This is a genomic window from Pseudomonas sp. RIT-562, assembly GCF_026241895.1.
In the GTDB taxonomy this organism is placed as follows: domain Bacteria; phylum Pseudomonadota; class Gammaproteobacteria; order Pseudomonadales; family Pseudomonadaceae; genus Aquipseudomonas; species Aquipseudomonas mandelii_F.
The window spans coordinates 287,000-313,572 of the sequence record NZ_JAPJIV010000004.1 but is presented as its reverse complement, the minus strand read 5'-3'; the positions used below and the strand labels follow the sequence as shown (position 1 = coordinate 313,572).

Annotated in this window: 24 protein-coding genes; 18 read left to right on the top strand and 6 right to left on the bottom strand. The window is 60.4% G+C overall.

All coding sequences use genetic code 11. The features are described from left to right. Nucleotides 1-96 precede the first annotated feature (96 nt). The 3 genes from ORL50_RS08450 to ORL50_RS08440 all read left to right on the top strand — a co-directional run bounded on the left by ORL50_RS08450 (nt 97) and on the right by ORL50_RS08440 (nt 2,626). On the top strand, nt 97-1,653 hold the full coding sequence (locus ORL50_RS08450; protein WP_266012468.1) for a bifunctional aminoglycoside phosphotransferase/ATP-binding protein: 1,557 nt from the start codon (nt 97-99) through the stop codon (nt 1,651-1,653). A 90-nt stretch (nt 1,654-1,743) separates the two neighbouring features. Next, complete coding sequence (locus ORL50_RS08445; protein WP_266012465.1) at nt 1,744-2,088, top strand: pentapeptide repeat-containing protein; 345 nt, start codon at nt 1,744-1,746, stop codon at nt 2,086-2,088. A 265-nt stretch (nt 2,089-2,353) separates the two neighbouring features. Next, nucleotides 2,354-2,626 carry a TfoX/Sxy family protein gene (locus ORL50_RS08440; RefSeq protein ID WP_007971093.1) on the top strand — a complete coding sequence of 91 codons (273 nt, stop codon included), beginning with the start codon at nt 2,354-2,356 and terminating at the stop codon, nt 2,624-2,626. A 248-nt stretch (nt 2,627-2,874) separates the two neighbouring features. Here ORL50_RS08440 and ORL50_RS08435 read toward each other — a convergent pair whose 3' ends face one another. Genes ORL50_RS08435 through ORL50_RS08420 form a run of 4 tightly spaced genes read right to left on the bottom strand, consistent with a single transcriptional unit; the run spans nt 2,875 to nt 6,451 of the window. Then, a complete protein-coding gene (locus tag ORL50_RS08435) occupies nt 2,875-3,759 on the bottom strand; it encodes a ChaN family lipoprotein (protein ID WP_266012449.1) in 885 nt (294 codons plus the stop codon). Nucleotides 3,760-3,780: 21 nt separating this feature from the next. Beyond that, on the bottom strand, nt 3,781-4,548 hold the full coding sequence (locus tag ORL50_RS08430; protein WP_266012446.1) for a heme ABC transporter ATP-binding protein: 768 nt from the start codon (nt 4,546-4,548) through the stop codon (nt 3,781-3,783). Further along, a complete protein-coding gene (locus tag ORL50_RS08425; protein WP_266012443.1) occupies nt 4,548-5,585 on the bottom strand; it encodes a FecCD family ABC transporter permease in 1,038 nt (345 codons plus the stop codon). The genes ORL50_RS08430 and ORL50_RS08425 overlap by 1 nt, the downstream gene beginning before the upstream one ends. Next, a complete protein-coding gene (locus ORL50_RS08420) occupies nt 5,582-6,451 on the bottom strand; it encodes a heme/hemin ABC transporter substrate-binding protein (RefSeq protein WP_266012440.1) in 870 nt (289 codons plus the stop codon). Before ORL50_RS08420 ends, ORL50_RS08425 begins: the two co-directional genes overlap by 4 nt. A 161-nt stretch (nt 6,452-6,612) precedes the next feature. On the opposite strand from ORL50_RS08420, the gene ORL50_RS08415 reads away from it, so the two are divergent. Then, nucleotides 6,613-6,930 (top strand): Rieske (2Fe-2S) protein, encoded by a 318-nt coding sequence (locus tag ORL50_RS08415; RefSeq protein ID WP_266012437.1) that lies wholly within the window; start codon nt 6,613-6,615, stop codon nt 6,928-6,930. Here the strand turns inward: ORL50_RS08415 and sfsA are convergent. Together sfsA and ORL50_RS08405 are read right to left on the bottom strand one after the other, a co-directional pair. Then, a complete protein-coding gene (gene sfsA / locus ORL50_RS08410; RefSeq protein WP_266012434.1) occupies nt 6,927-7,640 on the bottom strand; it encodes a DNA/RNA nuclease SfsA in 714 nt (237 codons plus the stop codon). The genes ORL50_RS08415 and sfsA overlap by 4 nt on opposite strands. Continuing rightward, nucleotides 7,640-8,812: a pyridoxal phosphate-dependent aminotransferase gene (locus ORL50_RS08405; protein ID WP_266012431.1), complete on the bottom strand. Its 1,173-nt coding sequence runs from the start codon at nt 8,810-8,812 to the stop codon at nt 7,640-7,642. The genes sfsA and ORL50_RS08405 overlap by 1 nt, the downstream gene beginning before the upstream one ends. Nucleotides 8,813-9,143: 331 nt before the next feature. Between ORL50_RS08405 and dksA the strand changes: the two genes are divergently transcribed. The 14 genes from dksA (at nt 9,144) to ORL50_RS08335 (ending at nt 26,523) form a co-directional block, all read left to right on the top strand. Next, nucleotides 9,144-9,584: an RNA polymerase-binding protein DksA gene (gene dksA, locus ORL50_RS08400; protein ID WP_045059401.1), complete on the top strand. Its 441-nt coding sequence runs from the start codon at nt 9,144-9,146 to the stop codon at nt 9,582-9,584. A gap of 196 nt (nt 9,585-9,780) precedes the next feature. Continuing rightward, nucleotides 9,781-10,674 (top strand): tRNA glutamyl-Q(34) synthetase GluQRS, encoded by an 894-nt coding sequence (gene gluQRS / locus ORL50_RS08395; protein WP_266012427.1) that lies wholly within the window; start codon nt 9,781-9,783, stop codon nt 10,672-10,674. A gap of 77 nt (nt 10,675-10,751) precedes the next feature. Beyond that, nucleotides 10,752-10,928: a hypothetical protein gene (locus ORL50_RS08390; RefSeq protein WP_003176118.1), complete on the top strand. Its 177-nt coding sequence runs from the start codon at nt 10,752-10,754 to the stop codon at nt 10,926-10,928. After that, nucleotides 10,912-13,866: a sensor histidine kinase gene (locus ORL50_RS08385; RefSeq protein ID WP_191632369.1), complete on the top strand. Its 2,955-nt coding sequence runs from the start codon at nt 10,912-10,914 to the stop codon at nt 13,864-13,866. The genes ORL50_RS08390 and ORL50_RS08385 overlap by 17 nt, the downstream gene beginning before the upstream one ends. A 22-nt stretch (nt 13,867-13,888) precedes the next feature. Beyond that, complete coding sequence (locus ORL50_RS08380) at nt 13,889-15,328, top strand: sigma-54-dependent transcriptional regulator (protein WP_266012153.1); 1,440 nt, start codon at nt 13,889-13,891, stop codon at nt 15,326-15,328. Between the two features lie 698 nt (nt 15,329-16,026). Then, nucleotides 16,027-17,427 carry a polynucleotide adenylyltransferase PcnB gene (locus ORL50_RS08375; RefSeq protein ID WP_266012151.1) on the top strand — a complete coding sequence of 467 codons (1,401 nt, stop codon included), beginning with the start codon at nt 16,027-16,029 and terminating at the stop codon, nt 17,425-17,427. A 3-nt stretch (nt 17,428-17,430) separates the two neighbouring features. Next, complete coding sequence (gene folK, locus ORL50_RS08370; RefSeq protein WP_266012149.1) at nt 17,431-17,931, top strand: 2-amino-4-hydroxy-6-hydroxymethyldihydropteridine diphosphokinase; 501 nt, start codon at nt 17,431-17,433, stop codon at nt 17,929-17,931. A 311-nt stretch (nt 17,932-18,242) separates the two neighbouring features. Then, nucleotides 18,243-19,043 carry a 3-methyl-2-oxobutanoate hydroxymethyltransferase gene (gene panB / locus ORL50_RS08365; protein ID WP_266012147.1) on the top strand — a complete coding sequence of 267 codons (801 nt, stop codon included), beginning with the start codon at nt 18,243-18,245 and terminating at the stop codon, nt 19,041-19,043. Then, on the top strand, nt 19,040-19,900 hold the full coding sequence (panC, locus tag ORL50_RS08360; protein WP_266012145.1) for a pantoate--beta-alanine ligase: 861 nt from the start codon (nt 19,040-19,042) through the stop codon (nt 19,898-19,900). Before panB ends, panC begins: the two co-directional genes overlap by 4 nt. A gap of 65 nt (nt 19,901-19,965) precedes the next feature. Further along, nucleotides 19,966-20,346: an aspartate 1-decarboxylase gene (panD, locus tag ORL50_RS08355; protein WP_003228271.1), complete on the top strand. Its 381-nt coding sequence runs from the start codon at nt 19,966-19,968 to the stop codon at nt 20,344-20,346. Nucleotides 20,347-20,576: 230 nt separating this feature from the next. Further along, nucleotides 20,577-22,241, top strand: coding sequence for a glucose-6-phosphate isomerase (gene pgi / locus ORL50_RS08350; protein WP_266012130.1), 1,665 nt, complete (start codon nt 20,577-20,579; stop codon nt 22,239-22,241). A gap of 253 nt (nt 22,242-22,494) precedes the next feature. Continuing rightward, the gene (acs, locus tag ORL50_RS08345) at nt 22,495-24,432 is read left to right on the top strand and encodes an acetate--CoA ligase (RefSeq protein ID WP_266012128.1); all 1,938 of its coding nucleotides are present in this window, start codon (nt 22,495-22,497) and stop codon (nt 24,430-24,432) included. A gap of 58 nt (nt 24,433-24,490) precedes the next feature. Beyond that, a complete protein-coding gene (locus tag ORL50_RS08340; protein ID WP_266012126.1) occupies nt 24,491-25,363 on the top strand; it encodes an oxygenase MpaB family protein in 873 nt (290 codons plus the stop codon). A 143-nt stretch (nt 25,364-25,506) separates the two neighbouring features. Then, nucleotides 25,507-26,523 (top strand): class I SAM-dependent rRNA methyltransferase, encoded by a 1,017-nt coding sequence (locus tag ORL50_RS08335; RefSeq protein ID WP_266012124.1) that lies wholly within the window; start codon nt 25,507-25,509, stop codon nt 26,521-26,523. The last annotated feature ends 50 nt before the right edge of the window (nt 26,524-26,573 follow it).

The window sequence follows — 26,573 nt, the reverse complement described above, 5'->3', positions numbered from 1 at the left end:
TATTCATACTCAACAGGAGGCCTCCGAGGTTTGCGTCGAGCGGACTTGCGGCCATAATGGCGACCGTGAATTTTCCCAGACTCTGAAGGATCGCCTGTGAGCCAGTCCCTGATCGCTGCCCTGCAAAACTCGGCCCTCTACCCGCATCCCGTAGACGGGTTCCAGGTCATCGAGACCCACATTTCCTGGGTCCTGCTCACCGGCCCTTTTGCTTATAAAGTGAAGAAACCGGTGAATTTCGGCTTCCTCGACTTCACCAGCCTGGATGCTCGTGAGCATTTTTGCGGCGAAGAACTGCGCTTGAACCAGCGCCTGACCAATGATTTGTATCTTGAAGTGTTGCCGATCACCGGCAGCGCCGAAGCCCCGCAACTAGGTGGCGACGGCCCGGCGATCGAGTTTGTGCTGAAAATGCGCCAGTTCCCGCAAAGCAACCTGCTCAGCACCCTGCAGGCCAATGGTGAATTGACCACCGCTCACATCGACGAGATGGCCGCGCAAATCGCTCAATTCCACCTCTCGGCGCCCAAAGTCCCGGCCGAGCACGAAGCCGGTACGCCGGACGCAGTGATGGCACCGGTGAGCCAGAACTTCGAGCAGATCCGCCCATTCCTCAGTGACAAGGCCGACCTGCTGCAACTGGACGCACTGCAAGCCTGGGCCGAAAGCAGCTTCGAACGCCTCAAGCCATTGCTCGCGCAACGCAAGGCCGAAGGCTTCACCCGTGAGTGCCACGGTGACATTCACCTGGGCAACGCCACCCTGATCGACGGCAAGGTGGTGATTTTCGACTGCATCGAATTCAACGAACCGTTCCGCTTCACCGACGTTTATGCCGACACCGGATTCCTGGCGATGGACCTGGAAGATCGTGGCCTGAAAAGCCTGGCGCGTCGCTTCATCAGCCAGTACCTGGAGCTGACCGGCGACTACCAGGGCCTGGAGCTGCTGAATTTCTACAAGGCCTACCGCGCGCTTGTTCGCGCCAAGGTCACGCTGTTCAGCATGCCAGCCGCCGCCGACCCTGTGCAACGCGCCACCGCCCTGCGCCAGTACCGCAACTACGCCAACCTGGCGGAAAGCTACAGCACCATTCCTTCACGCTTCATGGCCATCACCCATGGTGTTTCGGCTGTGGGCAAAAGTCGTGTGGCGATGCGCCTGGTTGAAGCGCTGGGCGCCATCCGCCTGCGTTCCGATGTGGAGCGCAAGCGCCTGTTTGGTGAGCAGACGGTTGCCAATGACCCGCAAGCCGGCATCTACAGCGCCGAAGCCAGCGCCGCGACCTACGCCCGCCTGCATGAAATTGCTGCCGTCATTCTGCGTGCCGGCTTCCCGGTCGTGGTCGACGCCACCTACCTCAAGCGCGAGCAGCGCGACGGTGCAGCGCAAATTGCCGAAGCGACCGGCGCACCTTTCCTGATCCTGGATTGCAATGCACCACAAGCGGTCATCGAGACCTGGCTGGCCCTGCGTCAGGCGGACAAAACCGACCCATCCGACGCCAACCTGGCCGTTATCGAAGCTCAACAGGCCAATCGCGAAGCCCTGACGCCAGCGGAAATTCTCTGCAGCAAGCGCGTCCAGACCAACGAAAGCGGCACGCTGGACACAGTGGTGGCGCAGATTCGCCAGCGCCTGCCAGGCTTGTAACGAGCATTTCGTCCGTGAGGTCCTCGGCGACCTCACGGCGACTCAATAGTGGCACTATACTGGCGCCATAAAACCAACAGGTGATGTGACATGAGCCAGCCAAAACTCCTCGACACCCCGCTCTATGCCTTGCTGCACAAGGACGACATCACAGGCTTCAATAACGAACGCCCCAGCGAAGGCGTGATCGACATGGTGGGCGGCGATTTCCGCGGCCTGGACTTGCGCGAACTGAATGCCGACGGCGTGGATTTCACCGACGCCTACTTCCGCTCCGCCGATCTGCGCGGCATCGACTTCCGACAATCCTTCCTCGAAGGCGCGAGCCTGGCACACGCGCAGATCTCGGGTGCATATTTTCCGTCAGAACTGAGCGCAGACGAAATCCTCATGTCGATGAATTTCGGCACGCGCCTGCGCTATCGCACTCGCTGACACGACGCATTCCTGTGGGAGCGGGCTTGCTCGCGAAAGCGGCTTAACCTTCAACATTCATTTCGCCCGACACGCCGCATTCGCGAGCAAGCCCGCTCCCACATGGGTTTGCGTTGCCCTCCTAAACTGCATTCGCAACCCATCCGCACGTCCCCTCTTAGAAGCTTTTGCCCTGAAACCGACCAAACAATCACGCTTTTCCTACTGATGGCTACACTCCTGAGAAGCTTGCCCACGCTCCATTCGGCCGTCGCAAGGAGGCTTGATGAACGATGAACTGCAGCACCTGAAAAATCTTGGCAAGACGTCAGCGCAGTGGCTGCATGCCGTGGGTATCCACAGCGCCTCGGACTTGCGTCGCCTCGGAGCGGTGGACGCCTATCGGGCCGTGCGTACGCGCGGGTTTCGGGCGTCCAAGGTGTTGCTGTATGCCATCGAAGGCGCGCTGATGGATGTGCACTGGAATGACATACCTGCCGAGCGCAAGGAAGCGTTGAACAAGCAGTTGGAAGCCATCTCGTCTCGGCACAAGAATTGAGCAGTGCGTTGCGACAACTCTGAAAGCCTTTGAGCACGGGGCTTTCGGGGGGATATCAAAGAAACGGATAATCAGCAGTTGACATGGTAATGAGAATCGCTATGATTATCACAACTGGTCGCGAGACTGGTCGATATTTGAACAGCCCTTGGTTCGGACTCTCAGATATCTCCTCATCAGGCTAATCACGGTTATTTGACCCGGCTCTTGCCGGGTCTTTTTTTGCCCAGAGAAAAGTCCCCGACGATCTACTTCTTACGACGCCCACCTAACTTCTTGCGCATCTCCTTGCAATAATCCGGCGCCTTCACCACAGGCGTATACCAGACGTAATCCGCCATCTGCGCCGTAACCTCACTGCCCTTCTGCGCCAGCATCAGCACTGTCGGCGCCTGCTCCGCCCCCAGATCAAGGACGTGGATCGGCACTCCCACGTCCTTGCGCGCATGGAACGCGCCAGCAAACAGCAGCGCAGGCTCCGGCGCGGCGAGCAGGCGTTCGGCCATGCGTCGATCTCGCTGTTGCTGCACAGCCAGCATGGCCGGCATCTTCGATTTAGGCAGCAGGCCGCAATGGGACTCGCTGACTTGCTTGAGCAGTTCAGTCTTCACCGCTTCTGCGTTGGTCCGAGAACCGCTTGGGGTTGCAGGGTGGGTGTAAGCCGCACGAATTTCCAATGGGTCCAGGTTTGCGGCAAGCAGCGGATAGGGCTGGGTCAGGGCGAATCGAACGATCGGCCCGTAGAGGGCCCAGTCCCACCCTTCCTGCCAGGCCAATGCATCGCGCAAATCCGCTGGGGGTGTCGCAGCCTGGTGAACCTGATCGACGTGCGGCTGCTGGTCCGGGGTGAGCATTTCCAGCAGTAGGCTGCCTTGTGGTCGTTGCCCGCCCAAGGCTTCCAGCAACCACAACTCCACGGCGTGGTGATCACGATTGTCATGCTGCTCACCCACGATCAGTCGCGATGGCCTCGCCAGTGCCGTCAGCAATTGGTCGGCCGTCAATACCTGGCCGGTGCGCAGGTCGCGGATTTCCCCGGCTACAGGAGCAGGAGGAGGCGGTGCAGGTGGCGGCGCCACGACATGCGTACAAGCCCCCAGCAGGAGCACCACCAGAATCAAGACTGCGCGCATGTTTAGGCTCCTATGACAGATTTAACGAGCGATGATCAGCGGATGTCCACGCTCCGGATGGGGTTGTACCAGGACTTCAAGCCCGAACACGGCCTTTAGCGGCTCCGGGCGCAAAACTCGTTCGGGCGTATCGAGCGCCACCGGTCGACCGCCTTCAAGCAGCAACAGGCGATCACAATAGCGCGCTGCCAGGTTCAAATCATGCAGGATCACCAGCACTGCCGCACCCCGGTCGGCAAATTCGCGGACCGCTTGCAGCGTAGTGTGCTGGTGCAACGGATCGAGCATCGAGGTGGGTTCATCGAGCAACAACGTCTGCCCCGCCTCCCCCGGCCATAACTGCGCCAGTACTCGTGCCAGATGCACCCGCTGACGCTCGCCCCCGGACAGCGCCAGGTAGCTGCGGCCGATCAAGTGACCGGCGTCGGCAGCGCGCAAGGCTGCAGTGATGATTTCGTCATCGCGCAGTCGACCGGTTTGATAAGGCAAACGGCCCATGCCGACTACTTCCTCCACGCGAAAGGCGAAGTCCAGGGTCGACACTTGCGGCAAGACCGCCAGGCGCTGGGCTCTCTGCGCGCCAATGCAGTGACTCAATTCGAGGTCATCGAGCCAGACGCTGCCCTGGTCAGCCTTCAACTCACCGCATAACGCCCCCAGCAAAGTGCTTTTACCAGCGCCGTTGGGCCCCAGCACGCCGAGCACTTCCCCCGGCTTGAGTTCGAGCGTGATATCCGTCAGGACCGTCTTGGCTCCCCTGCGGATCTGCAGATTCTGCGTACGCAGCATCAGACTCGCCTCCGGACCAGTAGAAACAGAAAGAACGGCGCACCGATAAACGCGGTGACTATCCCGATCGGCAGTTCGGCCGGCGCCAAGGCCAGGCGCGCCACCAGATCGGCAAACAACAGCAGACTGGCACCGGCCAATATGGAAGCCGGTAACAGCACCCGATGGTCAGGCCCGGCCAGCAGTCGCACCAGATGCGGTACTACCAGGCCGACAAAGCCAATCATGCCTGCCGCCGCCACCGCCGCGCCAACTCCAAGCGCGGTGCAGAACACCAGTTCGCGCTTGAGCCTTTCGACGTCGATGCCCAGGTGTCCGGCTTCCGACTCGCCCAGCAGCAACGCATTCAGGGCCCGCGCCCGGCGCGGCAACCAGAGCGCGACACCGGTGCTGATCAATAACAACGGCCAAAGTCGCGAGTAACTGGCGCCATTGAGGCTGCCCAGGTTCCAGAAGGTCAGCGTACGCAGGGTGGCGTCATCGGCCAGATAAGTGAAGAGCCCGACTGCCGACCCAGCCAACGCTGTCAGGGCGATGCCCGCCAACAGCATGGTCGCGACGTTGGTTTGGCCGTTGCGTCTACCCAGTCGATAGACCAGCGCAGTCACCCCAAGCCCACCGAGAAAGGCACACAACGACAACAAGTAAGGTCCGAAAGACTCCGGCAATCCGCCAAATACTGAGCCGCCAACGATCGCAACAGCCGCACCCAGCGCCGCGCCACTGGACACACCGACCAGGCCTGGATCGGCCAGCGGGTTACGGAACAGGCCCTGCATCGCCACGCCGGACAACGCCAACACCCCGCCTACCGCCAGGCCCAACAAGGTTCGCGGCAGACGAATCTGCCCCAGGATCAATTCAGCCTGCTCCAGCCCCTCAGGCGCGATGGGCACGCCAACCAGGCGCAAGCCGGCGCGCAAGGTATCCATCAAAGGCAGGCTGACGGGTCCGAGCGCCAACGACAGCCAGATCGCCAGTAAACACAACAGGCTCAGGCCGATGAACAGGGTTCGGGGTTTGACCAATACAGTCATTGGGCGGAAATGCCGGGGTAGAAACCTTCCGACAGATTTTTCAGTGAGTCGGGCAAGCGCGGCCCCAGCCCGCCTACCAGCAAGGTCGGATCAAGTTGAATGACCCGACCGTCCTTGGCGGCACGGGTCGAGGACAGGATCGGGTTCTCCCTGAACAGTGCCGCGCGGGCTTCTTCACCGGTCAGCACTCGATCGGCAAACACCAGTACCTGCGGATTGAGGCTGGCGAGCGCTTCGACGGAAAACGGCTTGTAGCCGGTATGAGTTGCCAGATTGTGTCCACCGGCTTGCTGCACTAACCAGTCCGCTGCCGTGTCCTTGCCGGCAATCAACGGCTTGCCACCGGCATGCCCCACCAGCAACAGCACGCCGGGCGCCTGTTGCTTGAGCTGGGCCTGGGTCACCCGCACCCGTTGTGTATCGAGTTGTTCGCGGTAGGACTGGTACGCTTGACTTGCCTGCTCCTCAGCCCCCAACAACTTGCCCAAGTGCTGCAAATTACCCTGCAATGCCGTCAGGTCGGGCTGGGCCGAGAACAGCTCAACCTGCACGCCCGCAGTGCGCACCTGTGACAATACCGGTGGCGGCCCCATCTCCTCGGTGCCCACAAGAATCTGCGGGCGCAGGCTCAGAATACCTTCAGCCGACAGCTGGCGCTGGTAGCCAATACTCGGCAAAGCCGTGAGCGCTTGCGGGTGCTGGCTGGTGGTGTCGACCCCGACCAGCTTCGACTGGCCACCCAGCGCGCTGACCCATTCCGACAAGGCTCCACCCGCGCTGACCCAGCGTTGAGGCAGCTCGGCCGCGGCCTGATGGCTAACCAGAAGTCCGATACAGAGCGCAGCAACGCGGGTAGTCAGGCGCATAAACAACTTTCCTTTAAGGTTTTTCCCGGACAGGAAGATGTCAGGCCAAGTATCCTCGACATCTGGCCTCCAGCGGGCGAAGCCGGCATTTGATAATTGTTTGCATTTGAACGTCAAGCTCGGACATATCCTGTCACCGGCGACGGCACTTGAGGATAGTCATGAAGTTTTTTTGCGCAGGCACCGACCTGCCTGATGGCAGCAGCCGCGGCGGCGAGATCGAAGGCCGCAAACTGTTTGCCGTGCGTCGCAGTGGCCAGGTCTACGTCTACCTCAATCGCTGCCCGCACCGCGGCGTTGGCCTGGAATGGCAGCCAGACCAGTTTCTCGACGCCAGCAACAGCCTTATCCAGTGCGCCACCCACGGCGCACTGTTCCTGATCGAAGACGGCGAATGCGTGGCCGGCCCGTGCGCCGGGCAAGCACTGACGCCGGTCCCCTGCCGGGAAGACGATCAGGGGATATGGGTAAACGTTTAGCCGTGCAGCAGCACGTCAAGGCGCCGATCAACCAGCATCTCTTCATGGCTCAGGCGCACGCCATACGCCAGTACTTCCACCCCACTGGCCACCGCTTCACGCAACGCCTCGGCGTAAGCCGAATCGATCTCACGGGCCGGGCGCACCGCGTCAATGCCGGTGAGATTCACGCAGTACAACTGCACCGCACGAATCCCGTCCCGCGCCAGGTGGGCCAATTCGCGCAAGTGCTTGGCCCCGCGCTGGGTGACCGCGTCGGGAAAGGCCGCCACTGATGAACCATCGAAACCCAGCGTGACACTTTTGACTTCGACGTAAGCCGGTCCGCTTGGGTAGTCCAGACGAAAATCAATGCGACTGCTTTCCTGGCCGTAAGCCACTTCACGCCGGAGCTCAGTGAAACCGTTCAACTCGGTGATCACACCCGCTCGCAGCGCTTCCTCGATCAGGCCATTGGCCCGCCCGGTATTGACGCAGAACAACCGCCCCTGAGGCGTTTCGCCGATCTCCCAGGTACCGGGCAACTTGCGCTTCGGATCATTGGAGCGACTGAACCACACCTGCCCACCCTCGACCTGACAGTTGAGCATCGAGCCGGTATTGGGACAGTGAATGGTCAGCAGCTCGCCATTCACGGTTTCGATATCGGCAAGAAAACGCTTGTAGCGTCGGATCAGACGGCCTTCTTCGAGTGGAGGATGAAAGCGCATCAGCCTTGCCAGCTCCGCAGACCGCGGGCAATTCGTTCGACCGCTTCCTGCAGGCGCGGCAGATTCTGCGTGTAGGCAAAGCGCACGTGATGCCCAGCCTGATAACGACCGAAATCGAGTCCGGGAGTAATCGCCACATGCTCGGTTTCGAGGAAATGCCGGCAAAACGCGAAGGCATCACCGCCGAACTTGCTGATATCGGCATACAGGTAAAAGGCGCCTTCCGGTTCCACGGCGATGCCAAAACCCAATTCGCGCAATGCCGGGAGCAGGAAATCGCGACGGCGGCCGAATTCGGCACGACGTTCTTCGAGAATGCTGATGGTGGCCGGTTCAAAACACGCCAGGGCCGCGTGCTGAGCCATGCTTGGGGCGCTGATATAGAGATTTTGCGCGAGCTTTTCCAGATCGCCGACGGCGGCCTCGGGCGCCACCAGCCAGCCAAGGCGCCAGCCGGTCATGCCGAAATACTTTGAAAAACTATTCAGGACAAAGGCGCTGTCGTCCACTTCCAGAACGCTGGCGGCATCGGTTCCGTAGGTCAGGCCATGGTAGATCTCGTCCACCACCAGATGGCCATGCCGCGCCTTGATCGCACTGGACAGGCCCGCTAGTTCATCGCGAGTCAGAATGGTCCCGGTGGGGTTGGCGGGCGATGCCACCAACGCGCCGACGCTGTCGTTGTCCCAATGCCGCGCCACCAGGTCTGGAGTCAATTGGTAACGCACGTCGGGGCCGACCGGTACCAACTGGGCCGCACCTTCCACCAGCCGCAGGAAATGCCGATTGCACGGATAACCGGGGTCTGCCAGCAGCCAGTGCTTGCCCGGGTCCACCAACAAGGCGCTGGCCAGCAACAGTGCGCCGGAGCCACCCGGAGTGATCAGAATCCGCCGGGGATCGATACTCAAACCGTAGCGCTGCTGGTAAAAACCCGAGATAGCCTCGCGCAGCTCGGGAATTCCCCGCGCGGCGGTGTATCGGGTCTTGCCGGCGGTCAGCGCGGCCTGGCCGGCCTGGATGATCGGCTCGGCTGTGGTGAAGTCCGGTTCGCCGATTTCCAGGTGGATCACGTCGTGGCCTGCGGCCTGCAATTCATTGGCGCGCGCTAACAGGGCCATGACGTGGAACGGTTCGATTGCGCGGCTGCGGGCACTGTAGGACTGAGCCATCGGCCTTCCTTCAACGGGGGAAAAAACTGATTCTACCCAAGCGCAGGAACGAGCGAGAACATAAAGCGGTCAGACCGTATAACTCTGGTCTCAAACGACTCAGGCGTGTGTCCCAGGTTTGACTAAAATCAATATTTGATCAGGTCTCCAGCACCACCAGACAAGGCTTGGCAAACATTTGCAAGGCCATTGAGCCACTACCTCGACATCCGGGAGTAGCGCGCTCCGATTTGATCTGGTAAGTTCGCCCGCTTGCAGCCGCAGGGCCGGCAGGTGTCGGTGATGGAGCAATCCTGCGCAATGGATTACAAGAGTAGAGGCGGTCCATTTCATGCCCACCCAAGCAAAGCAGCAAAATCAGTCGATCAGCGGCTTCGAACCCTACCAGGCAGTAAAGGGCGAGGAGTACATGGGTAAACCCATGCGCGCTCACTTCACCAAGATCCTGAACAAGTGGAAACAGGACTTGATGCAGGAAGTCGACCGTACGGTTGATCACATGAAAGACGAAGCGGCCAACTTCCCCGACCCGGCAGATCGTGCCAGCCAGGAAGAAGAATTCAGCCTCGAATTGCGCGCCCGTGATCGCGAGCGCAAGTTGATCAAGAAGATCGACAAGACTCTGCAATTGATCGAAGACGAAGAATATGGCTGGTGCGAGTCCTGCGGCGTCGAAATTGGCGTCAAGCGACTGGAAGCCCGCCCTACCGCCGACATGTGCGTTGACTGCAAGACCCTGGCGGAAATCAAGGAAAAACAAGTCGGCAAGTAATTGCGATTTGGATAAAAAACGGAGCGTGCGAACGCTCCGTTTTTGTTTCTGCAATTCGCCCCGCCGCAAATATTGTGGAAACCTTGTGGGAGCGGGCTTGCTCGCGAATGCGACGTGTCAGCTACATACATCGCCTGACACACCGCTTTCGCGAGCAAGCCCGCTCCCACACGACCCGACGACGTAATATCACCTCATGACTGCCACCACCCCCACCTACATCGGCCGCTTCGCCCCCACGCCCAGTGGTCACCTGCACTTCGGTTCGCTGGTTGCCGCATTGGCCTCGTACCTCGATGCGCGCTCGGTGGGCGGGCGCTGGCTGATGCGCATGGAAGACCTCGACCCGCCCCGGGAAGAGCCCGGCGCCCAGGCGGCAATTCTCCAGGCACTGGAAAGCTACGGCTTTGAATGGGATGGCGCGGTGGTGCGTCAAAGCGACCGCCACGATGCCTATGCCGAGATCATCAATCGCCTGTTCAACCAGGGCCTGGCCTACGCCTGCACCTGCTCGCGCAAACAACTGGAGCCGTATCACGGAATTTACCCGGGCCTGTGCCGCAATGCCGGGCATGCCACCGACGATGCCGCGATCCGCTTGCGGGTCCCCGAGCTGGAATACCACTTCATCGACCGCGTACAGGGCGAATATCGCCAGCACCTGGGCCGTGAAGTCGGCGATTTCGTGATCCGCCGCCGAGACGGGCTGTACGCCTACCAACTGGCGGTGGTCCTGGATGACGCCTGGCAGGGCATCACGGATATCGTACGGGGCGCCGACCTCCTCGACTCCACGCCGCGCCAGCTGTACCTGCAGGAATTACTCGGCCTGTCACAACCGCGTTACCTGCACATACCGCTGATCACCCAGCCCGATGGCCATAAGCTCGGCAAATCCTATCGCTCCCCGCCGCTGACCGCAGACCAGGCCACTCCCCTGCTACTTCGGGCGCTGCGGGCACTGGGGCAAAATCCGCCAACCGAACTGTCCTGCGCCACCCCACGGGAGGTGCTGAACTGGGGTATCGCTCACTGGGATGCGCTGCAGATCCCGCGCACACTGCACCTGCCCGAGGCACAACTGCAGTGATGGCGCTTGCAGTCGCGCCGCCATCCGTTACCATCGCCGCACGTTTTCGGGCACGCGCATAAAAAAGAGAGGCCGGGATGTACATCTATCGCTTGGTCCTGCTTCTGGTAGTGGGGATTTACCTGTTCTCCCCGGCCATCATGGACTGGTGGATCGACGCCACTGGCGCCTGGTATCGCCCTTATCTGCTCTGGCTGATTCTGATCGTCGTGACCTTCATCCTGCAGAGCCAAAAAGATGCCGATGAGCTTTAGCCTGACCCAGATGATCCTGATCAGCGCCGCCTACCTGGCGGTGCTGTTCGGCGTAGCCTGGATCAGCGAACGGGGCATGATCCCCCGGGCGATCATTCGCCACCCGCTGACCTACACCCTGTCGCTGGGCGTCTACGCCAGTGCCTGGGCATTTTATGGCACGGTGGGCCTGGCCTATCAGTATGGCTACGGCTTCCTTTCCAGCTACCTCGGGGTTTCCGGGGCATTCCTGCTGGCGCCGGTGTTGCTCTATCCGATCCTGAAAATCACTCGAACCTATCAGCTGTCGTCGCTGGCCGACTTGTTTGCGTTCCGCTTTCGCAGCACCTGGGCCGGCGCGCTGACCACGATCTTCATGCTGATCGGCGTGCTGCCGTTGCTGGCTTTGCAGATCCAGGCGGTGGCAGACTCCATCGGCATCCTCACCCGCGAGCCGGTGCAGCACCGGGTGGCGTTGAGCTTCTGCGCGCTGATCACCCTGTTCACGATCTTCTTCGGCTCGCGCCATATCGCCACCCGCGAGAAGCATGAAGGGCTGGTGTTCGCCATTGCCTTTGAGTCGGTGATCAAGCTGATCGCGATCGGCGGCGTTGGCCTGTATGCGTTGTACGGAGTGTTCGACGGTCCGCAGCAGCTTGAACTCTGGCTGCTGCAAAACCAGACCGCCCTGGCTGCCCTGCACACGCCGTTGCAGGAAGGCCCATGGCGTACATTGCTGCTGGTGTTTTTCGCCTCGGCCATTGTGATGCCGCACATGTATCACATGACCTTCACCGAAAACCTCAACCCGCGCTCGCTGGTCAGTGCCAGCTGGGGCTTGCCGCTGTTCCTGCTGTTGATGAGCCTGGCGGTTCCGCTGATTCTCTGGGCCGGGCTGAAACTGGGCGCCACCACCAACCCGGAATACTTCACCCTGGGCATCGGCATTGCCGCCAACAGCAAGGCGCTGGCGTTACTGGCGTATATCGGCGGCCTGTCCGCAGCCAGCGGCCTGATTATCGTCACTACCCTGGCATTGTCCGGGATGGCCCTGAATCACCTGGTGCTGCCGCTCTACCAGCCGCCGGCAGAAGGCAATATCTATCGCTGGCTGAAGTGGACTCGCCGGGCGCTGATCGTTGCAATCATCATGGCCGGCTACGGTTTCTATCTAATGCTGGGAGCGGAGCAAGACCTGGCCAACCTCGGCATCGTCGCTTTTGTCGCCACCCTGCAATTCCTGCCGGGGGTGCTGTCGGTCCTGTACTGGCCGACCGCCAACCGCCGCGGCTTTATCGCCGGCCTGCTGGCCGGGATCCTGGTGTGGCTGGTGACCATGTTGCTGCCGCTGGTCGGCAATCTGCAGGGTTTCTACATTCCTCTGCTGAACATGATCTACGTGCTGGATGACACCAGCTGGCACATGGCGGCGATCGCGTCGCTGGCGGCCAACGTGCTGATGTTCACCCTGATCTCACTATTCACCAACGCCAGCCCGGAAGAAGCCAGCGCCGCGGAAGCTTGCGCCGTGGACAACGTGCGCCGGCCGCAGCGGCGCGAACTGCACGCCGCCTCGCCGCAGGAATTTGCCACGCAGCTGGCAAAACCATTGGGTGCCAAGGCCGCTCAGAAAGAAGTCGAGCAAGCCCTGCGCGATCTCTATCTGCCTTTCGACGAGCGCCGGCCTTATGCCTTGCGCCGTCTGCGTGACCGCATCGAAGCCAATCTTTCCGGCTTGATGGGGCCGAGCGTGGCCCAGGACATGGTCGAGACCTTCCTGCCTTATAAAGCCGGTGGCGAAAACTACGTCACCGAAGACATCCACTTCATCGAAAGCCGCCTCGAGGACTATCACTCGCGCCTCACCGGGCTGGCTGCGGAACTGGACGCGCTGCGTCGCTACCACCGCCAGACCCTGCAGGAGCTGCCCATGGGCGTCTGCTCCCTGGCCAAAGACCAGGAAATCCTCATGTGGAACAAAGCCATGGAGGAGCTGACCGGAATTGCTGCGCAGCGTGTGGTCGGTTCGCGCCTGAGCACCATTGCCGATCCCTGGAAGGAACTGCTGCAAGGTTTCATCAACCTTCCCGACGAGCACCTGCACAAGCAGCACCTGGCACTGGATGGCCAGACTCGCTGGCTGAACTTGCACAAGGCGGCCATCGACGAGCCGTTGGCACCGGGTAACAGCGGCCTGGTGTTGCTCGTGGAAGACCTGACCGAAACCCAGATGCTCGAAGACAAACTGGTGCACTCCGAGCGCCTGGCAAGCATCGGTCGCCTGGCGGCCGGCGTCGCGCATGAAATTGGCAACCCGATCACCGGCATCGCCTGCCTGGCGCAGAACCTGCGCGAAGAGCGCGAAGACGATGGCGAGCTGAAGGAAATCAGCGGGCAGATCCTCGAACAGACCAAGCGCGTGTCGCGGATCGTCCAGTCACTGATGAGCTTTGCCCACGCAGGCAGCCATCAGCATAGCGACGAGCCCGTCTGTCTGGCCGAAGTGGCCCAGGATGCGATCGGTTTGCTGGCCCTGAACCGGCGTAACTTCGAGGTGCAGTTCTACAACCTGTGCGACCCCGATCACTGGGTCGAGGGTGATCCCCAGCGCCTTGCTCAAGTTTTGATCAACCTGCTCTCGAACGCCCGTGACGCCTCGCCTGCCGGCAGTGCCGTGCGGGTCAAAAGCGAAGCCGGCGAACACACGGTCGACCTGATCGTCGAAGACGAAGGCAGCGGTATCCCGAAGAACATCATGGACCGATTGTTCGAACCCTTCTTCACCACCAAGGATCCTGGCGAAGGCACCGGTCTGGGCCTTGCACTGGTCTATTCCATCGTTGAAGAGCATTATGGACAAATCACCATCGACAGCCCGGCTGATGTTCAAAGCCAGCGCGGCACCCGTATCCGGGTGACCTTGCCGCGTCATGTCGAAGCGACGTCCGCTGTGAACTGAGACCGTCGAGAGTATCGAATCAATGCCGCACATTTTGATCGTCGAAGACGAAACAATTATCCGCTCCGCCTTGCGCCGCCTGCTGGAACGTAACCAGTACCAGGTCAGCGAAGCCGGTTCTGTGCAGGAAGCACAAGAACGATTCACTATCCCCACGTTCGACCTGATCGTCAGTGATCTGCGTTTACCGGGTGCTCCGGGTACCGAGCTGATCAAGCTCGGCCAAGGCACTCCGGTGCTGATCATGACCAGCTACGCGAGCCTGCGCTCGGCAGTCGACTCGATGAAGATGGGCGCGGTGGACTACATCGCCAAGCCTTTCGATCACGACGAAATGCTCCAGGCCGTCGCGCGCATCCTGCGCGACCGGCAATCGCTCCAGAGCGCCGGCACAGAGTCGGTCAGCGGCAAGGCCACGCCTGTCGCGGCAAAAAATGGAGTCGATAACAGCAATGGCGAGATCGGCATCATCGGTTCGTGCCCACCCATGCAGGATCTGTACAGCAAGATCCGCAAGGTAGCGCCAACCGACTCCAATGTATTGATCCAGGGCGAGTCCGGGACCGGCAAGGAACTGGTGGCCCGCGCCCTGCACAATCTGTCCAGGCGCGCCAAGGCGCCGATGATTTCGGTGAACTGTGCGGCCATTCCGGAAAGCCTCATCGAGTCCGAGCTGTTCGGTCACGAGAAAGGTGCATTCACCGGCGCCAGCGCTGGCCGTGCTGGCCTTGTTGAAGCAGCCGATGGCGGCACCCTGTTCCTTGATGAAATCGGCGAACTGCCGCTGGAAGCCCAGGCCCGCCTGTTGCGCGTACTGCAAGAAGGTGAAATCCGCCGCGTCGGTTCCGTGCAGTCGCAGAAGGTCGACGTACGTCTGATCGCCGCGACCCACCGGGACCTCAAGAGCCTGGCGAAGATCGGTCAGTTCCGGGAGGACTTGTATTATCGCCTGCACGTTATCGCCCTGAAACTGCCCGCCCTGCGCGAGCGTGGTGCTGACGTCAACGAAATCGCCACGGCATTCCTGGCTCGCCAGAGTGCGCGGGTCAATCGCACCGACCTGAAGTTCGCCCCGGATGCCGAGCAGGCCATTCGGCACTATTCCTGGCCGGGTAACGTTCGGGAACTGGAAAACGCCGTGGAGCGCGCAGTGATCCTGTGCGAGAGCCCGGAAATTTCCGCCGAGCTGTTGGGGATCGACATCGAGCTCAACGATCTCGACGACGATGAATTCATCGGCCTGGCGCCGCAGCAGGGCAATGGCGCAGGTAACACCAGCCACGAGCCGACCGAGGACCTGTCACTCGAAGACTACTTCCAGCACTTCGTGCTTGAGCATCAGGACCATATGACCGAGACCGAGCTGGCTCGCAAGCTTGGCGTCAGCCGTAAATGCCTGTGGGAACGCCGGCAACGCCTGGGCATCCCGCGCCGCAAGACCGGGGTAGCCAGCGAAAGCTGAATGTCACCTGTCGAGTGTGCGGGTAACAGGTGAATTTGTGAAAAAACTGTTACCTGTGGTTTTACACGTAACAGAAGCCGGGGCTTACGGTAACGAAGCCCCGGTTTTTTTGGCCCTCGAAAAAGCCCGATAGCCAGCGCAACCCCTTGTTTTACTGGGCTTCACAAAAGTTGGCACGCACCCTGCTATATGTCTGGTACAAGAACAATAACAAGCAATGCACAAGACAATAAAAATAAGACGAATCGACTCACGCACAATAAAAACAAGACGGCGAGAGGCGCAGCTAACTGATTCTTTTGGAGAGGCGTTGTATTTGGGGCTTGCCCCACGACCAGGCCGAGAACAACAAAAACTGTCCTAAGACAGAGCCTGAACTGGTTGGATCGATAGATCACTGCAGCACAGCGACCAAAGCAATCCGTTTGCTCTTGGCTCCCGATTGGGAGGGTCATGAAGGAAAAACTTCATGACGAGGGCACTTAACAAAAACAAAAAGCCCGAAACCAATAATAAAAATAGAGCATGCAACTACTTCTTGGGGAGCTTCGGCTCCCCATGTGGTTTCTGCGATTTGCTCGCTCCTACAGGTGATATCGCCTGCGTCCTACACCATCCCTCGACTAAATGCTAGAATCCCGGCCCATCATGCGGTCATTCTTCGTTATGGCCGAACATTCCTTCAAACAGTGCATCCCATGCTGAAGAAGCTGTTCCAGTCATTCCGTACTCCCAAGCGTCATACGCAACACATTCGCAGTACGCCTGAAGTGCTCAATAGCAGCCAACATTCGCTGCAAAAGGGCCAATTCAGCCGTTATGCGGTGAATATCGTCGAGCGCCTGCAAAACGCCGGCTACCAGGCCTACCTGGTAGGTGGTTGTGTGCGGGACATGATGCTCGGCATCACACCCAAGGATTTCGACGTCGCCACCAGCGCCACGCCCGAACAGGTTCGAGCCGAGTTCCGCAATGCGCGGATCATTGGTCGCCGGTTCAAACTGGTGCATATCCATTTTGGCCGCGAAATCATTGAAGTCGCGACCTTCCGCGCCAATCACCCACAAAACGACGAGGAAGAAGACAGCAACCAATCTTCCCGTAACGAGTCCGGGCGGATTCTGCGTGACAACGTATACGGCACCCTGGAAGAAGACGCGCAACGCCGCGACTTCACCATCAATGCCCTGTATTACGATCCGGTCAGTGAGCGCATCCTCGATTACGCCAACGGCGTTCACGACATTCGCAATCACCTGATCCGCTTGATTGGCGACCCCAAGCAACGTTATCAGGAAGATCCTGTACGGATGCTCAGAGCCGTGCGTTTCGCTGCGAAACTCAATTTCGGCATCGAAAAACACAGCGCCGCCCCTATTCGCGAGCTGGCGCCGATGCTGCGGGAAATTCCGTCGGCACGTCTGTTCGAGGAAGTCCTCAAGCTGTTCCTGTCCGGCCATGCCGCCGACACCTTCGAAATGCTGGTGGACCTGCAGCTGTTCGATCCATTGTTCCCGGCCAGTGCCGAGGCCCTGGAATACAACCCGACTTACACCCACACGCTGATCAGCGAGGCGTTGATCAATACTGATCTGCGCATCAAGCAGAACAAGCCGGTGACTCCGGCGTTCCTGTTTGCCGCGCTGCTGTGGCCAGCCCTGCCTGCCCGCGTACTGCGCCTGCAAGAACGTGGCATGCCACCGATTCCGGCAATGCAGGAAGCTGCGCACGAGTTGATCGCCGAACAGTGCCAGCGGATTGCCATTCCGAAGCGTTTCACCATGCCGATCCGCGAGATCTGGGACATGCAGGAACGCCTGCCACGCCGCAGCGGCAAGCGTGCCGACCTGTTGCTCGACAACCCGCGATTCCGCGCCGGTTATGATTTCCTGTTGTTGCGCGAAAGCGCCGGAGAGCAGACCGATGGCCTGGGTGAATGGTGGACGGACTACCAGGACGCCAACGACAGCGAGCGTCGGGACATGATCCGCGACCTCAGCGGCAAGGACGAAGGCACCGGTGCCCCACGCAAACGTCGTCGCAGCGGTGGCGCCAAGCGCAAGCGTGCTGCCGATGCTCCGAGCGCTACGGGCGAGTAATTGATGGAACGCATCTACATCGGCATGGGCAGCAACCTCGCCGACCCAGCCGAACAATTGCGCAGCGCGGTCGAAGCGCTGGCGCAGTTGCCGCGCAGCGAGTTGGCCGGGGTTTCCGCCTTCTATCAGAGCGATTCGCTGTTACCCGGGCAACCGCGTTATACCAATGCGGTCGCCGCCCTCGACAGCACCCTCCAGCCGCTGGAACTGCTCGATGCGCTGCAGGCTATCGAGAACGAGCAAGGCCGCGAGCGCCTGGAACGCTGGGGCCCGCGCACGCTGGACCTGGATATTCTGTTGTTCGGTGATCGACTGATCGACGAACCTCGCCTCAATGTGCCTCATTATCAGCTGCAGGAACGGGCGTTCGTCCTGTATCCATTGGCCGAACTGGCACCTGCTGAGCTGCGGCTCCCCGATGGGCGCACCCTGAAGGCACTGCTCGCCGCCTGTCCGTTCGTCGGCCTGGAACGCCTCCCCCCATTCCACGGCGACCTCCTGTAGGAGTGAGCCTGCTCGCGATGCAGTCAATGCGGTCTCCCAGCAACACCGCGTCGACGCCATCGCGAGCAGGCTCACTCCTACAGGCATCTATTTCCCTCGGTAACACCCCTCCCGTAACAACGCGGTAACACACGCAATTGACTTCCCGTGTTCTCCTCACGACTATAGGCGTCCCGCCGCCGGCAATACGGCGTTACAGGGCGCAATTCAGGCCATAAAAGCACGACAACAGAGCGTGCGCCTGTATTCAACGAAGAATCACGCGCGTTACTCGCAGTAGTTTCCACAGCGCCTGAATGAGGAACCTTTTGATGCCAGCCATTACCCTGACCACCCTGCAAGGTCTCAAGCAAAAAGGTGAAAAAATCACCATGCTGACCTGCTATGACGCGACATTCGCCCACGCCTGCAATGAGGCTGGGGTTGAAGTGCTGTTGGTGGGCGACTCCCTCGGCATGGTCCTGCAAGGGCATGACAGCACTCTGCCGGTCACCACCGCAGAAATGGCTTACCACGTGGCCTGCGTCAAACGCGGCAACTCGGACGCATTGATCCTTGCCGACCTGCCGTTCATGGCCTACGCCACCACCGAACAAGCCATGACCAACAGCGCCCTGTTGATGCAGGCCGGTGCGCACATGGTCAAGGTAGAAGGGGCGTTGTGGCTGGCTGACTCGATCCGCCTGCTGGCTGAACGCGGCATCCCGGTGTGTGCACACATGGGGCTGACGCCACAGTCGGTGAATATCCTTGGCGGTTACAAGGTCCAGGGGCGTAATGAAAACCAGGCGCGGCAAATGCGCGCCGACGCGATTTCCCTCGAACAGGCCGGTGCGGCGATGCTGCTGCTGGAATGCGTGCCGAGCGAACTGGCCGAAGAAATCAGCCACGCCGTGAAGATCCCAGTGATTGGGATTGGCGCAGGTAGCGCCACTGACGGCCAGGTACTGGTGCTGCACGACATGCTCGGTCTTTCCATCACCGGACGCGTGCCCAAGTTCGTGAAGAACTTCATGACTGGCCAGCCCAACATCCAGGCTGCCCTCAGCGCTTACGTAGCCGAAGTCAAAGCAGCGACTTTCCCAGGCATCGAACACGGATTCTCTGCATGAACACCGTAAAAACCGTACGCGAACTGCGCGCCGCCGTGGCCCGCGCCCGCAGTGAAGGCAAACGCATCGGCTTTGTGCCCACCATGGGCAACCTGCACAGCGGCCATGTTGCACTGGTCACCAAGGCCACCCAGCGGGTAGATTTTGTGGTTGCGAGCATTTTCGTCAACCCGCTGCAATTCGGCGCGGGCGAAGACCTCGACAAATATCCGCGGACCCTCGCCGCCGACCAGGAGAAACTGCTCCAGGCCGGCTGCCACCTGCTGTTCGCACCGAGCGTCGAGGAAATGTACCCAGACGGCATGACCGGGCAGACGCGCGTCAGCGTGCCGCAACTCTCCGAAGGCTTGTGTGGCGCCAGCCGCCCTGGGCATTTCGAAGGAGTGGCGACGGTCGTCAGCAAGCTGTTCAACATGGTTCAGCCAGACCTGGCGATTTTTGGCCAGAAAGACTTTCAGCAACTGGCGGTGATCAAGTCACTGGTCCACGACCTGAACATGCCGATCCAGATCATCGGCGAGCCGACCGTGCGCGCCGCCGACGGCTTGGCCCTATCGTCGCGCAACGGCTTCCTCAGCGAAGAACAGCGGGCCGTTGCGCCGGTTGTGTACCGCACACTGAGCGAGATTGCCGAGGCGATCAAGCAGGGAGATCGCGACTATCCGGCACTGATCCAGGCAAAATTGCAGCAACTGGAAGCCGCCGGGCTACGCCCTGACTATCTGGAAATTCGCCAGGCGCAGAACCTGCGGCCGGCCAGCCCGGAGGATCGGGATGTGGTGATTCTGGTAGCAGCGTTCCTGGGCACAACCCGGTTGATCGACAATCTGCATCTGAACCTGGACGCGCCCGCCTAAGCGCTGTTCCCACACTGGATCTGCCTAAGCTTCCACAACCCAATTTCGACCTGGGATAACAAAAAATGCACGCCATCATGCTCAAGGCCAAGCTGCATCGCGCCGAAGTCACCCACGCGGTTCTCGATTACGAAGGCTCCTGCGCCATCGACGGTGAATGGCTGGACCTTTCAGGGATTCGTGAGTACGAACAGATCCAGATCTACAACGTCGACAACGGCGAACGCTTCACCACCTACGCCATCCGTGGCGAGGAAGGCTCGCGGATGATTTCGGTGAATGGCGCTGCGGCGCACAAGGCCAAGGTCGGCGATCGCGTGATCATCTGCGCCTACGCCCATTACAGCGAAGCCGAACTACTCAACTTCAAGCCGCGCATGCTCTATATGGCGCCAGGTAACGAGTTGAGCCACACCAGCAACGCCATCCCGGTTCAGGTCGCCTGATCGAACCCGAAACACCTTTTCCTTCCGTTTGTCGGCTCGTCCCCAGTGTTGATGTATAAAAAAGTACCGGGGACGGGTCAGACAAAGTCAAGACAGATCGCAGCGCGAGGGTTACTGTATTCGCCCTGCGCCATGAAAACGTGACGACGCAGTTGACCGGACGCCCACCCGCAGCGCTCCGGTATTTTTAGTGTTCAAAAGCCGTTCAAGTAAAAAGGAAACCCGCAGCGATGGCGTACTACCGCACTCCTCACGACGTGACCGCTCTGCCCGCCTGGCAAGCGTTGAATGATCACCGCCAAGCCATGCAGGATTTCAGCATGCGCGAAGCGTTTAATGCCGATCCGCAGCGCTTTACTCAATTCACCCTCAGCAGCTGCGGCCTGTTTCTCGACTACTCGAAGAACCTGATCAACGCCGAGACCCGCGATCTGCTGGTGGGCCTGGCCAACGAAGTCGATCTCAAGGGCGCGATCAAGTCGCTGTTCGAAGGCGAAATCGTCAACTCATCCGAAGGGCGCCCTGCGCTGCACACCGCCCTGCGTCGTCCGGTCGGCGACAAATTGTCGGTCAACGGCGTCAACGTGATGCCAGAAGTACACAAGGTGTTGAACCAGATCACCGATCTGGTGGGCCGCATCCACGACGGTCTGTGGCGCGGTTACACCGAGAAGCCGATCACTGATGTGGTGAACATCGGTATCGGTGGTTCATTCCTCGGCCCCGAGCTGGTGTCCGAAGCGCTGTTGTCCTACGCCCAGAAAGGCGTGCGCTGCCATTACCTGGCGAACATCGACGGCAGTGAGTTTCACGAACTGACCATGAAGCTGCGCGCCGAGACCACGCTGTTCATTGTCTCGTCGAAGTCCTTCAATACCCTCGAAACCCTGAAGAACGCCCAGGCCGCACGCGCCTGGTACCTGGCCCAGGGTGGTTCGGAAGCCGAGCTGTATCGCCACTTCATCGCGGTATCGAGCAACAATGCCGCTGCCGTGGCCTTCGGTATTCGCGAAGAAAACATCTTCCCGATGTGGGATTGGGTAGGCGGACGTTATTCGCTGTGGTCGGCCATTGGCCTGCCGATTGCCCTCGCCATCGGCATGTCGAACTTCAAGGAACTGCTGTCCGGTGCCTACACCATGGACCAGCATTTCCAGAGCGCTCCGTTCGAACAGAACATGCCGGTACTGCTGGCATTGCTCGGCGTCTGGTACGGCAACTTCTGGGGTGCGCAGAGCCATGCGATCCTGCCGTACGACCACTACCTGCGCAATATCACCAAGCACTTGCAACAGCTGGACATGGAATCCAACGGCAAGAGCGTGCGCCAGGACGGCACGCCGGTGTCCACTGATACCGGGCCGGTGATCTGGGGCGGCGTAGGTTGCAACGGCCAGCACGCCTATCACCAGCTGCTGCACCAGGGCACCCAATTGATCCCGGCCGACTTCATCGTGCCGATCGTCAGTTTCAACCCGGTCTCCGACCATCACCAGTGGCTGTACGCCAACTGCCTGTCCCAAAGCCAGGCCCTGATGCTCGGCAAGACCCTTGCCGAAGCCGAAACCGAGCTGCGCGATAAAGGCGTGAGCGAAGAAGAGGTGCACAAGATCGCGCCGCACAAGGTGATCCCGGGTAACCGTCCGAGCAATACCCTCGTGGTTGAACGCATCAGCCCGCGTCGTCTAGGTGCGCTGGTGGCGATGTACGAACACAAAGTTTTCGTGCAAAGCGTGATCTGGGGTATCAATGCCTTTGACCAGTGGGGTGTGGAGCTGGGCAAGGAATTGGGCAAGGGCGTCTATAACCGTCTGGTTGGCAGCGAAGAAACACCGGCTGACGATGCTTCGACTCAGGGTTTGATCAACTACTTCCGCGGTCGTCACCGCGGTTGATCTGACGCCCCGCCCCCAGAATGTGTGAAAAACACAAATTCTGCGGGCAACATCAATACCTGTAGGAGTGAGCCTGCTCGCGATGACGATTTCTCATTCAACATCGATGTTGACTGATCCATCGCCATCGCGAGCAGGCTCACTCCTACAGTCGTTTAGTGGACACCCTCCGGTTCAGTGTTCGGCTTGAACCCTTTCGCCACTCGGCGCATCTTTATGGCTTGTTTTCCAAAAACAAGAATAAGGAACCGTCATGTTCGATATCAGCACGTTCCCCAAAGCCGATGCCGTCCGCCGGGCTGCGAATCTCAGTCAAGACGACTATCAGCGCCTGTACCGCCAATCCATCGAACACCCCAGCACCTTCTGGGCAGAACAAGCCACGCGTTTCCTCGACTGGAGCGCGCCATGGACCACCGTGCAGCGCTACAACCTGAAAACCGGCGAAGCCAGCTGGTTTGCCGGGGGCCGGTTGAACGTCAGTTACAACTGCATCGATCGCCATCTGGCCCAACGCGGTGATCAGGTAGCCATCATCTGGGAAGGCGACGATCCGGTCGACTCCGTCCAGATCACCTACAGGAAACTTCACCACCACGTGTGCCGCCTGGCCAACGTGCTCAAGAGCCGTGGCGTGAAGAAAGGCGACCGGGTGTGTATCTACATGCCTATGATCCCGGAAGCTGCCTACGCCATGCTCGCCTGCACGCGGATCGGCGCGGTGCACTCGGTGGTGTTTGGCGGTTTTTCCCCGGACTCGGTACGCGACCGTATCCTCGACGCCGACTGTCGTACCGTGATTACCGCAGATGAAGGCGTGCGCGGCGGCAAAGTCGTGCCGCTGAAAGCAAAAGTCGACCAGGCCCTGCTCAGTTGCCCCGACGTCAGCACGGTCATCGTGGTTGAGCGTACCCAGGGCGATGTTGATTGGGTTGAAGGCCGTGACCTGTGGTATCACCAGGCCGTGCGCGACGTCAGCGACGACTGCCCGCCTGAACCGATGGACGCCGAAGACCCGCTGTTCATCCTCTACACCTCCGGCAGCACCGGCAAGCCCAAAGGCGTGTTGCACACCACCGGCGGTTACCTGCTGCAAGCCGCGATGACGTTCAAATACGTGCTCGATTATCGCGATGATGAAATCTTCTGGTGCACCGCCGATGTCGGCTGGGTGACCGGTCATAGCTACATCGTCTACGGCCCGTTGGCCAACGGTGCGACCACGCTGATCTTCGAAGGCGTGCCGAGTTATCCCAGCAGTTCGCGTTTCTGGCAGGTGATCGATAAACACCAGGTCAACATCTTCTACACCGCGCCGACCGCCCTGCGCTCGCTGATGCGTGAAGGCCCGGAACCGTTGCAGGAAACCTCCCGCGCGAGCCTCAGACTACTCGGCAGCGTCGGCGAGCCGATCAACCCGGAAGCGTGGGACTGGTACTTCAACGTCGTAGGCGAGCAACGCTGCCCGATCGTCGACACCTGGTGGCAGACCGAGACCGGCGGCATCATGCTCAGCCCCCTGGTCAGCGCCCAGCGGATCAAACCGGGCTGCGCCACTCAACCGATGTTCGGCGTACAACCGGTATTGCTCGATGAAGTCGGCAAGGAAATCAAAGGCGCCGGCAGCGGAGTGCTGGCGATCAAATCCAGCTGGCCAGCGCAGATCCGTAGCGTCTATGGCGATCCGCAGCGCATGGTCGATACGTACTTCAAACCCTATCCTGGCTACTACTTCACTGGCGATGGCGCGCGTCGCGACGAGGATGGCGATTACTGGATCACCGGGCGCATCGACGACGTGATCAACGTGTCCGGGCATCGTATTGGCACTGCGGAAGTCGAGAGCGCCCTGGTGCTCCACGACAGCATCGCCGAAGCGGCGGTGGTCGGTTATCCCCACGACCTCAAGGGCCAGGGGATCTACGCCTTTGTCACGCCAATGAATGGCACCGAACCCAATGATCAGTTGAAGAAGGAGCTGCTGGATCATGTCAGCAAGGAAATTGGCAGTTTCGCCAAACCGGACCTGATCCAGTGGGCGCCCGCCTTGCCGAAAACCCGCTCAGGCAAGATCATGCGCCGGATCCTGCGCAAGATCGCCTGCAATGAGCTCGACAGCCTGGGCGACACGTCGACTCTGGCCGACCCGAGTGTGGTTGAGGATCTGGTGGATAAACGCCTGAACCAGTAACACATTTGCAGGAGCCGGCCCGGCTCCTACTGCCCCCATTCATTTGCACTGAGTCGTCATGGAATTCATCCGCACCCGCATCGAAACGCAGATCATGAGCCTGACCGGGCTATCCCTCGGCAAGCTCGACCTGGAAAACCCCAAGGGCGATCCCGGCTTATTCGGCCCCGACTCGGTGAGCTGGCAGGTACATGGCGACTTCAGCAGCATGTTGATTGGCGGTATCAGCGCACTCATGTTGCAAGCCTTGCATCCCCTGGCGCTGGCCGGCGTGTGGGACCACTCGAATTTTCGTGAAGACATGCTGGGCCGACTGCGCCGCACCGGTCAGTTCATCTCCGGCACGACCTTCGGCTCACGCAAGGATGCCGACTGGCTGATCGAAAAAGTTCGCACCATTCATTTACAAGTCACCGGTACGGCACCGGATGGACGGCCTTACGCCGCCAGCGATCCGGAGCTGCTGACGTGGGTGCATGTGGCGGAGGTCAGCAACTTCCTCGCGGCGCATCTGCGGTATCGCAACCCGCAGTTGTCGCTGGCCGACCAGGACCGTTACTACGCAGAGATCGCGCTGGTCGCCGAACGCCTCGGCGCCCGGGATGTGCCCCGCTCCAGGCTGGAAATATCCCGCTACCTGGAGCGAATCCGCCCACAGCTGCTGTGCGACGAACGCAGTCGCGAAGTGTTGCGCCTGCTGCTGGACGCCCCGGCTCCGAGCCGCCTGGCCAAGCCATTTGGCGGCCTGATGATGCAGGCCGGCATTGACCTGCTACCAGATTGGGCCAGCGACATGCTTGGCGTGCGTCAGAGCCCGCTGCAGCGCAAGCTGATCCGTGCCAGCGTCAATCGCAGTGCCCCCATGCTGCGCTGGGCGGTGCGTAATGGTTCGGTGCAGAGGGCCAAGCGGCGGATGGGGTTGCTCAGCTAAAAGCATCGCGAGCAGGCTCACGCCTACAGGGGCAAACCTTCAAAAATCCAATGTAGGAGCGAGCCTGCTCGCGATGGCAGCACCTCGGTCCCCAGCCAAGCTGTTAAACTCTCGCGCCAAATTCCCTCTGCAAGGCCCCCAGCATGTCTTCCTTGAATCAGGCGCTGCGCGCCGCCCTCGATCATCGCCAGGACCTGCTTGCCGAGTTGCATCAACAAGGCACCGATTGCTACCGCCTGTTCCACGGTAGCCAGGAAGGCGCCGGCGGCCTGACTATCGACCGCTACGGCCCGCAACTGCTGGTGCAAAGCTTCCACCAGGCCTTGGAACGCGATGCCCTGCTCGACCTGCACGCGACCGTCAATCAGCATCTGGGCCTGGAAACGCTGCTGGTTTACAACGACCGGTCCCGAGGTAATTCGCGCATCGATCGCGAAGACACCGTGTACCGTGCCGACGAAGCGGCGCTGCAAGACCTGGTCGGCCACGAGTGGGGCCTGAACTATCGCGTTCGCGGCCGTCATGCCGGACAGGACCCGCTGCTGTTCCTCGACCTGCGCAACACCCGCGGCTGGGTCAAGGCGCATAGCCAGGGTAAAAGCGTCCTCAACCTGTTCGCCTACACCTGCGGCGTCGGCCTCAGTGCTGCGGCAGGCGGTGCGCGGGAAGTGTGCAACCTGGACTTCGCCGAGGGCAACCTGGCAGTCGGGCGGGAAAATGGTCTGCTCAACCCGCAGCTACCGACCATGGAATTCATCCAGTCCGATTATTTTCCGGCGATCCGCCAACTCGCCGGCCTGCCGATCAGCCAGCGTCGCGGGCAGAAGCTGCCCGCCTATCTGCGCCTGGAACAGCGTCAGTACGACCTGGTGCTGCTCGACCCGCCAGCCTGGGCGAAGAGTGCGTTCGGCACCGTCGACCTGCTGCGCGACTATCAGAGCCTGCTCAAGCCCGCTCTACTGAGCACGGCAGACAACGGCGTGCTGATCTGCTGCAACAATCTGGCGAAAGTCAGCATGGATGACTGGCGCGAACAGGTGCTGCGCTGCGCGGAAAAGGCCGGCCGACCGGTTCGCGAATGGACCGTAATGAAACCCGGGGCGGACTTTCCGTCGATGGACCAACAGCCGCCGCTGAAGACCCTGATCCTGCAGCTCTGAAATCCTTCGACACTTTCAGACTAATCCTGCAAAGCGCGACCACTTCGGAA

Bases quoted from the DNA above. Each gene is read 5' to 3' on its own strand.
- ORL50_RS08435 (WP_266012449.1), bottom strand. From the start codon at position 3,759: ATGCGCGCAGTCTTGATTCTGGTGGTGCTCCTGCTGGGGGCTTGTACG.
- acs (WP_266012128.1), top strand. From the start codon at position 22,495: ATGTTCGATATCAGCACGTTCCCCAAAGCCGATGCCGTCCGCCGGGCT.
- ORL50_RS08340 (WP_266012126.1), top strand. From the start codon at position 24,491: ATGGAATTCATCCGCACCCGCATCGAAACGCAGATCATGAGCCTGACC.
- ORL50_RS08385 (WP_191632369.1), top strand. From the start codon at position 10,912: ATGCCGATGAGCTTTAGCCTGACCCAGATGATCCTGATCAGCGCCGCC.
- sfsA (WP_266012434.1), bottom strand. From the start codon at position 7,640: ATGCGCTTTCATCCTCCACTCGAAGAAGGCCGTCTGATCCGACGCTAC.
- ORL50_RS08380 (WP_266012153.1), top strand. From the start codon at position 13,889: ATGCCGCACATTTTGATCGTCGAAGACGAAACAATTATCCGCTCCGCC.
- ORL50_RS08335 (WP_266012124.1), top strand. From the start codon at position 25,507: ATGTCTTCCTTGAATCAGGCGCTGCGCGCCGCCCTCGATCATCGCCAG.
- ORL50_RS08415 (WP_266012437.1), top strand. From the start codon at position 6,613: ATGAAGTTTTTTTGCGCAGGCACCGACCTGCCTGATGGCAGCAGCCGC.
- panC (WP_266012145.1), top strand. From the start codon at position 19,040: ATGAACACCGTAAAAACCGTACGCGAACTGCGCGCCGCCGTGGCCCGC.
- ORL50_RS08405 (WP_266012431.1), bottom strand. From the start codon at position 8,812: ATGGCTCAGTCCTACAGTGCCCGCAGCCGCGCAATCGAACCGTTCCAC.
- panD (WP_003228271.1), top strand. From the start codon at position 19,966: ATGCACGCCATCATGCTCAAGGCCAAGCTGCATCGCGCCGAAGTCACC.
- folK (WP_266012149.1), top strand. From the start codon at position 17,431: ATGGAACGCATCTACATCGGCATGGGCAGCAACCTCGCCGACCCAGCC.
- ORL50_RS08440 (WP_007971093.1), top strand. From the start codon at position 2,354: ATGAACGATGAACTGCAGCACCTGAAAAATCTTGGCAAGACGTCAGCG.
- ORL50_RS08430 (WP_266012446.1), bottom strand. From the start codon at position 4,548: ATGCTGCGTACGCAGAATCTGCAGATCCGCAGGGGAGCCAAGACGGTC.
- ORL50_RS08375 (WP_266012151.1), top strand. From the start codon at position 16,027: ATGCTGAAGAAGCTGTTCCAGTCATTCCGTACTCCCAAGCGTCATACG.
- ORL50_RS08445 (WP_266012465.1), top strand. From the start codon at position 1,744: ATGAGCCAGCCAAAACTCCTCGACACCCCGCTCTATGCCTTGCTGCAC.
- panB (WP_266012147.1), top strand. From the start codon at position 18,243: ATGCCAGCCATTACCCTGACCACCCTGCAAGGTCTCAAGCAAAAAGGT.
- pgi (WP_266012130.1), top strand. From the start codon at position 20,577: ATGGCGTACTACCGCACTCCTCACGACGTGACCGCTCTGCCCGCCTGG.
- ORL50_RS08390 (WP_003176118.1), top strand. From the start codon at position 10,752: ATGTACATCTATCGCTTGGTCCTGCTTCTGGTAGTGGGGATTTACCTG.
- ORL50_RS08425 (WP_266012443.1), bottom strand. From the start codon at position 5,585: ATGACTGTATTGGTCAAACCCCGAACCCTGTTCATCGGCCTGAGCCTG.
- ORL50_RS08420 (WP_266012440.1), bottom strand. From the start codon at position 6,451: ATGCGCCTGACTACCCGCGTTGCTGCGCTCTGTATCGGACTTCTGGTT.
- dksA (WP_045059401.1), top strand. From the start codon at position 9,144: ATGCCCACCCAAGCAAAGCAGCAAAATCAGTCGATCAGCGGCTTCGAA.
- gluQRS (WP_266012427.1), top strand. From the start codon at position 9,781: ATGACTGCCACCACCCCCACCTACATCGGCCGCTTCGCCCCCACGCCC.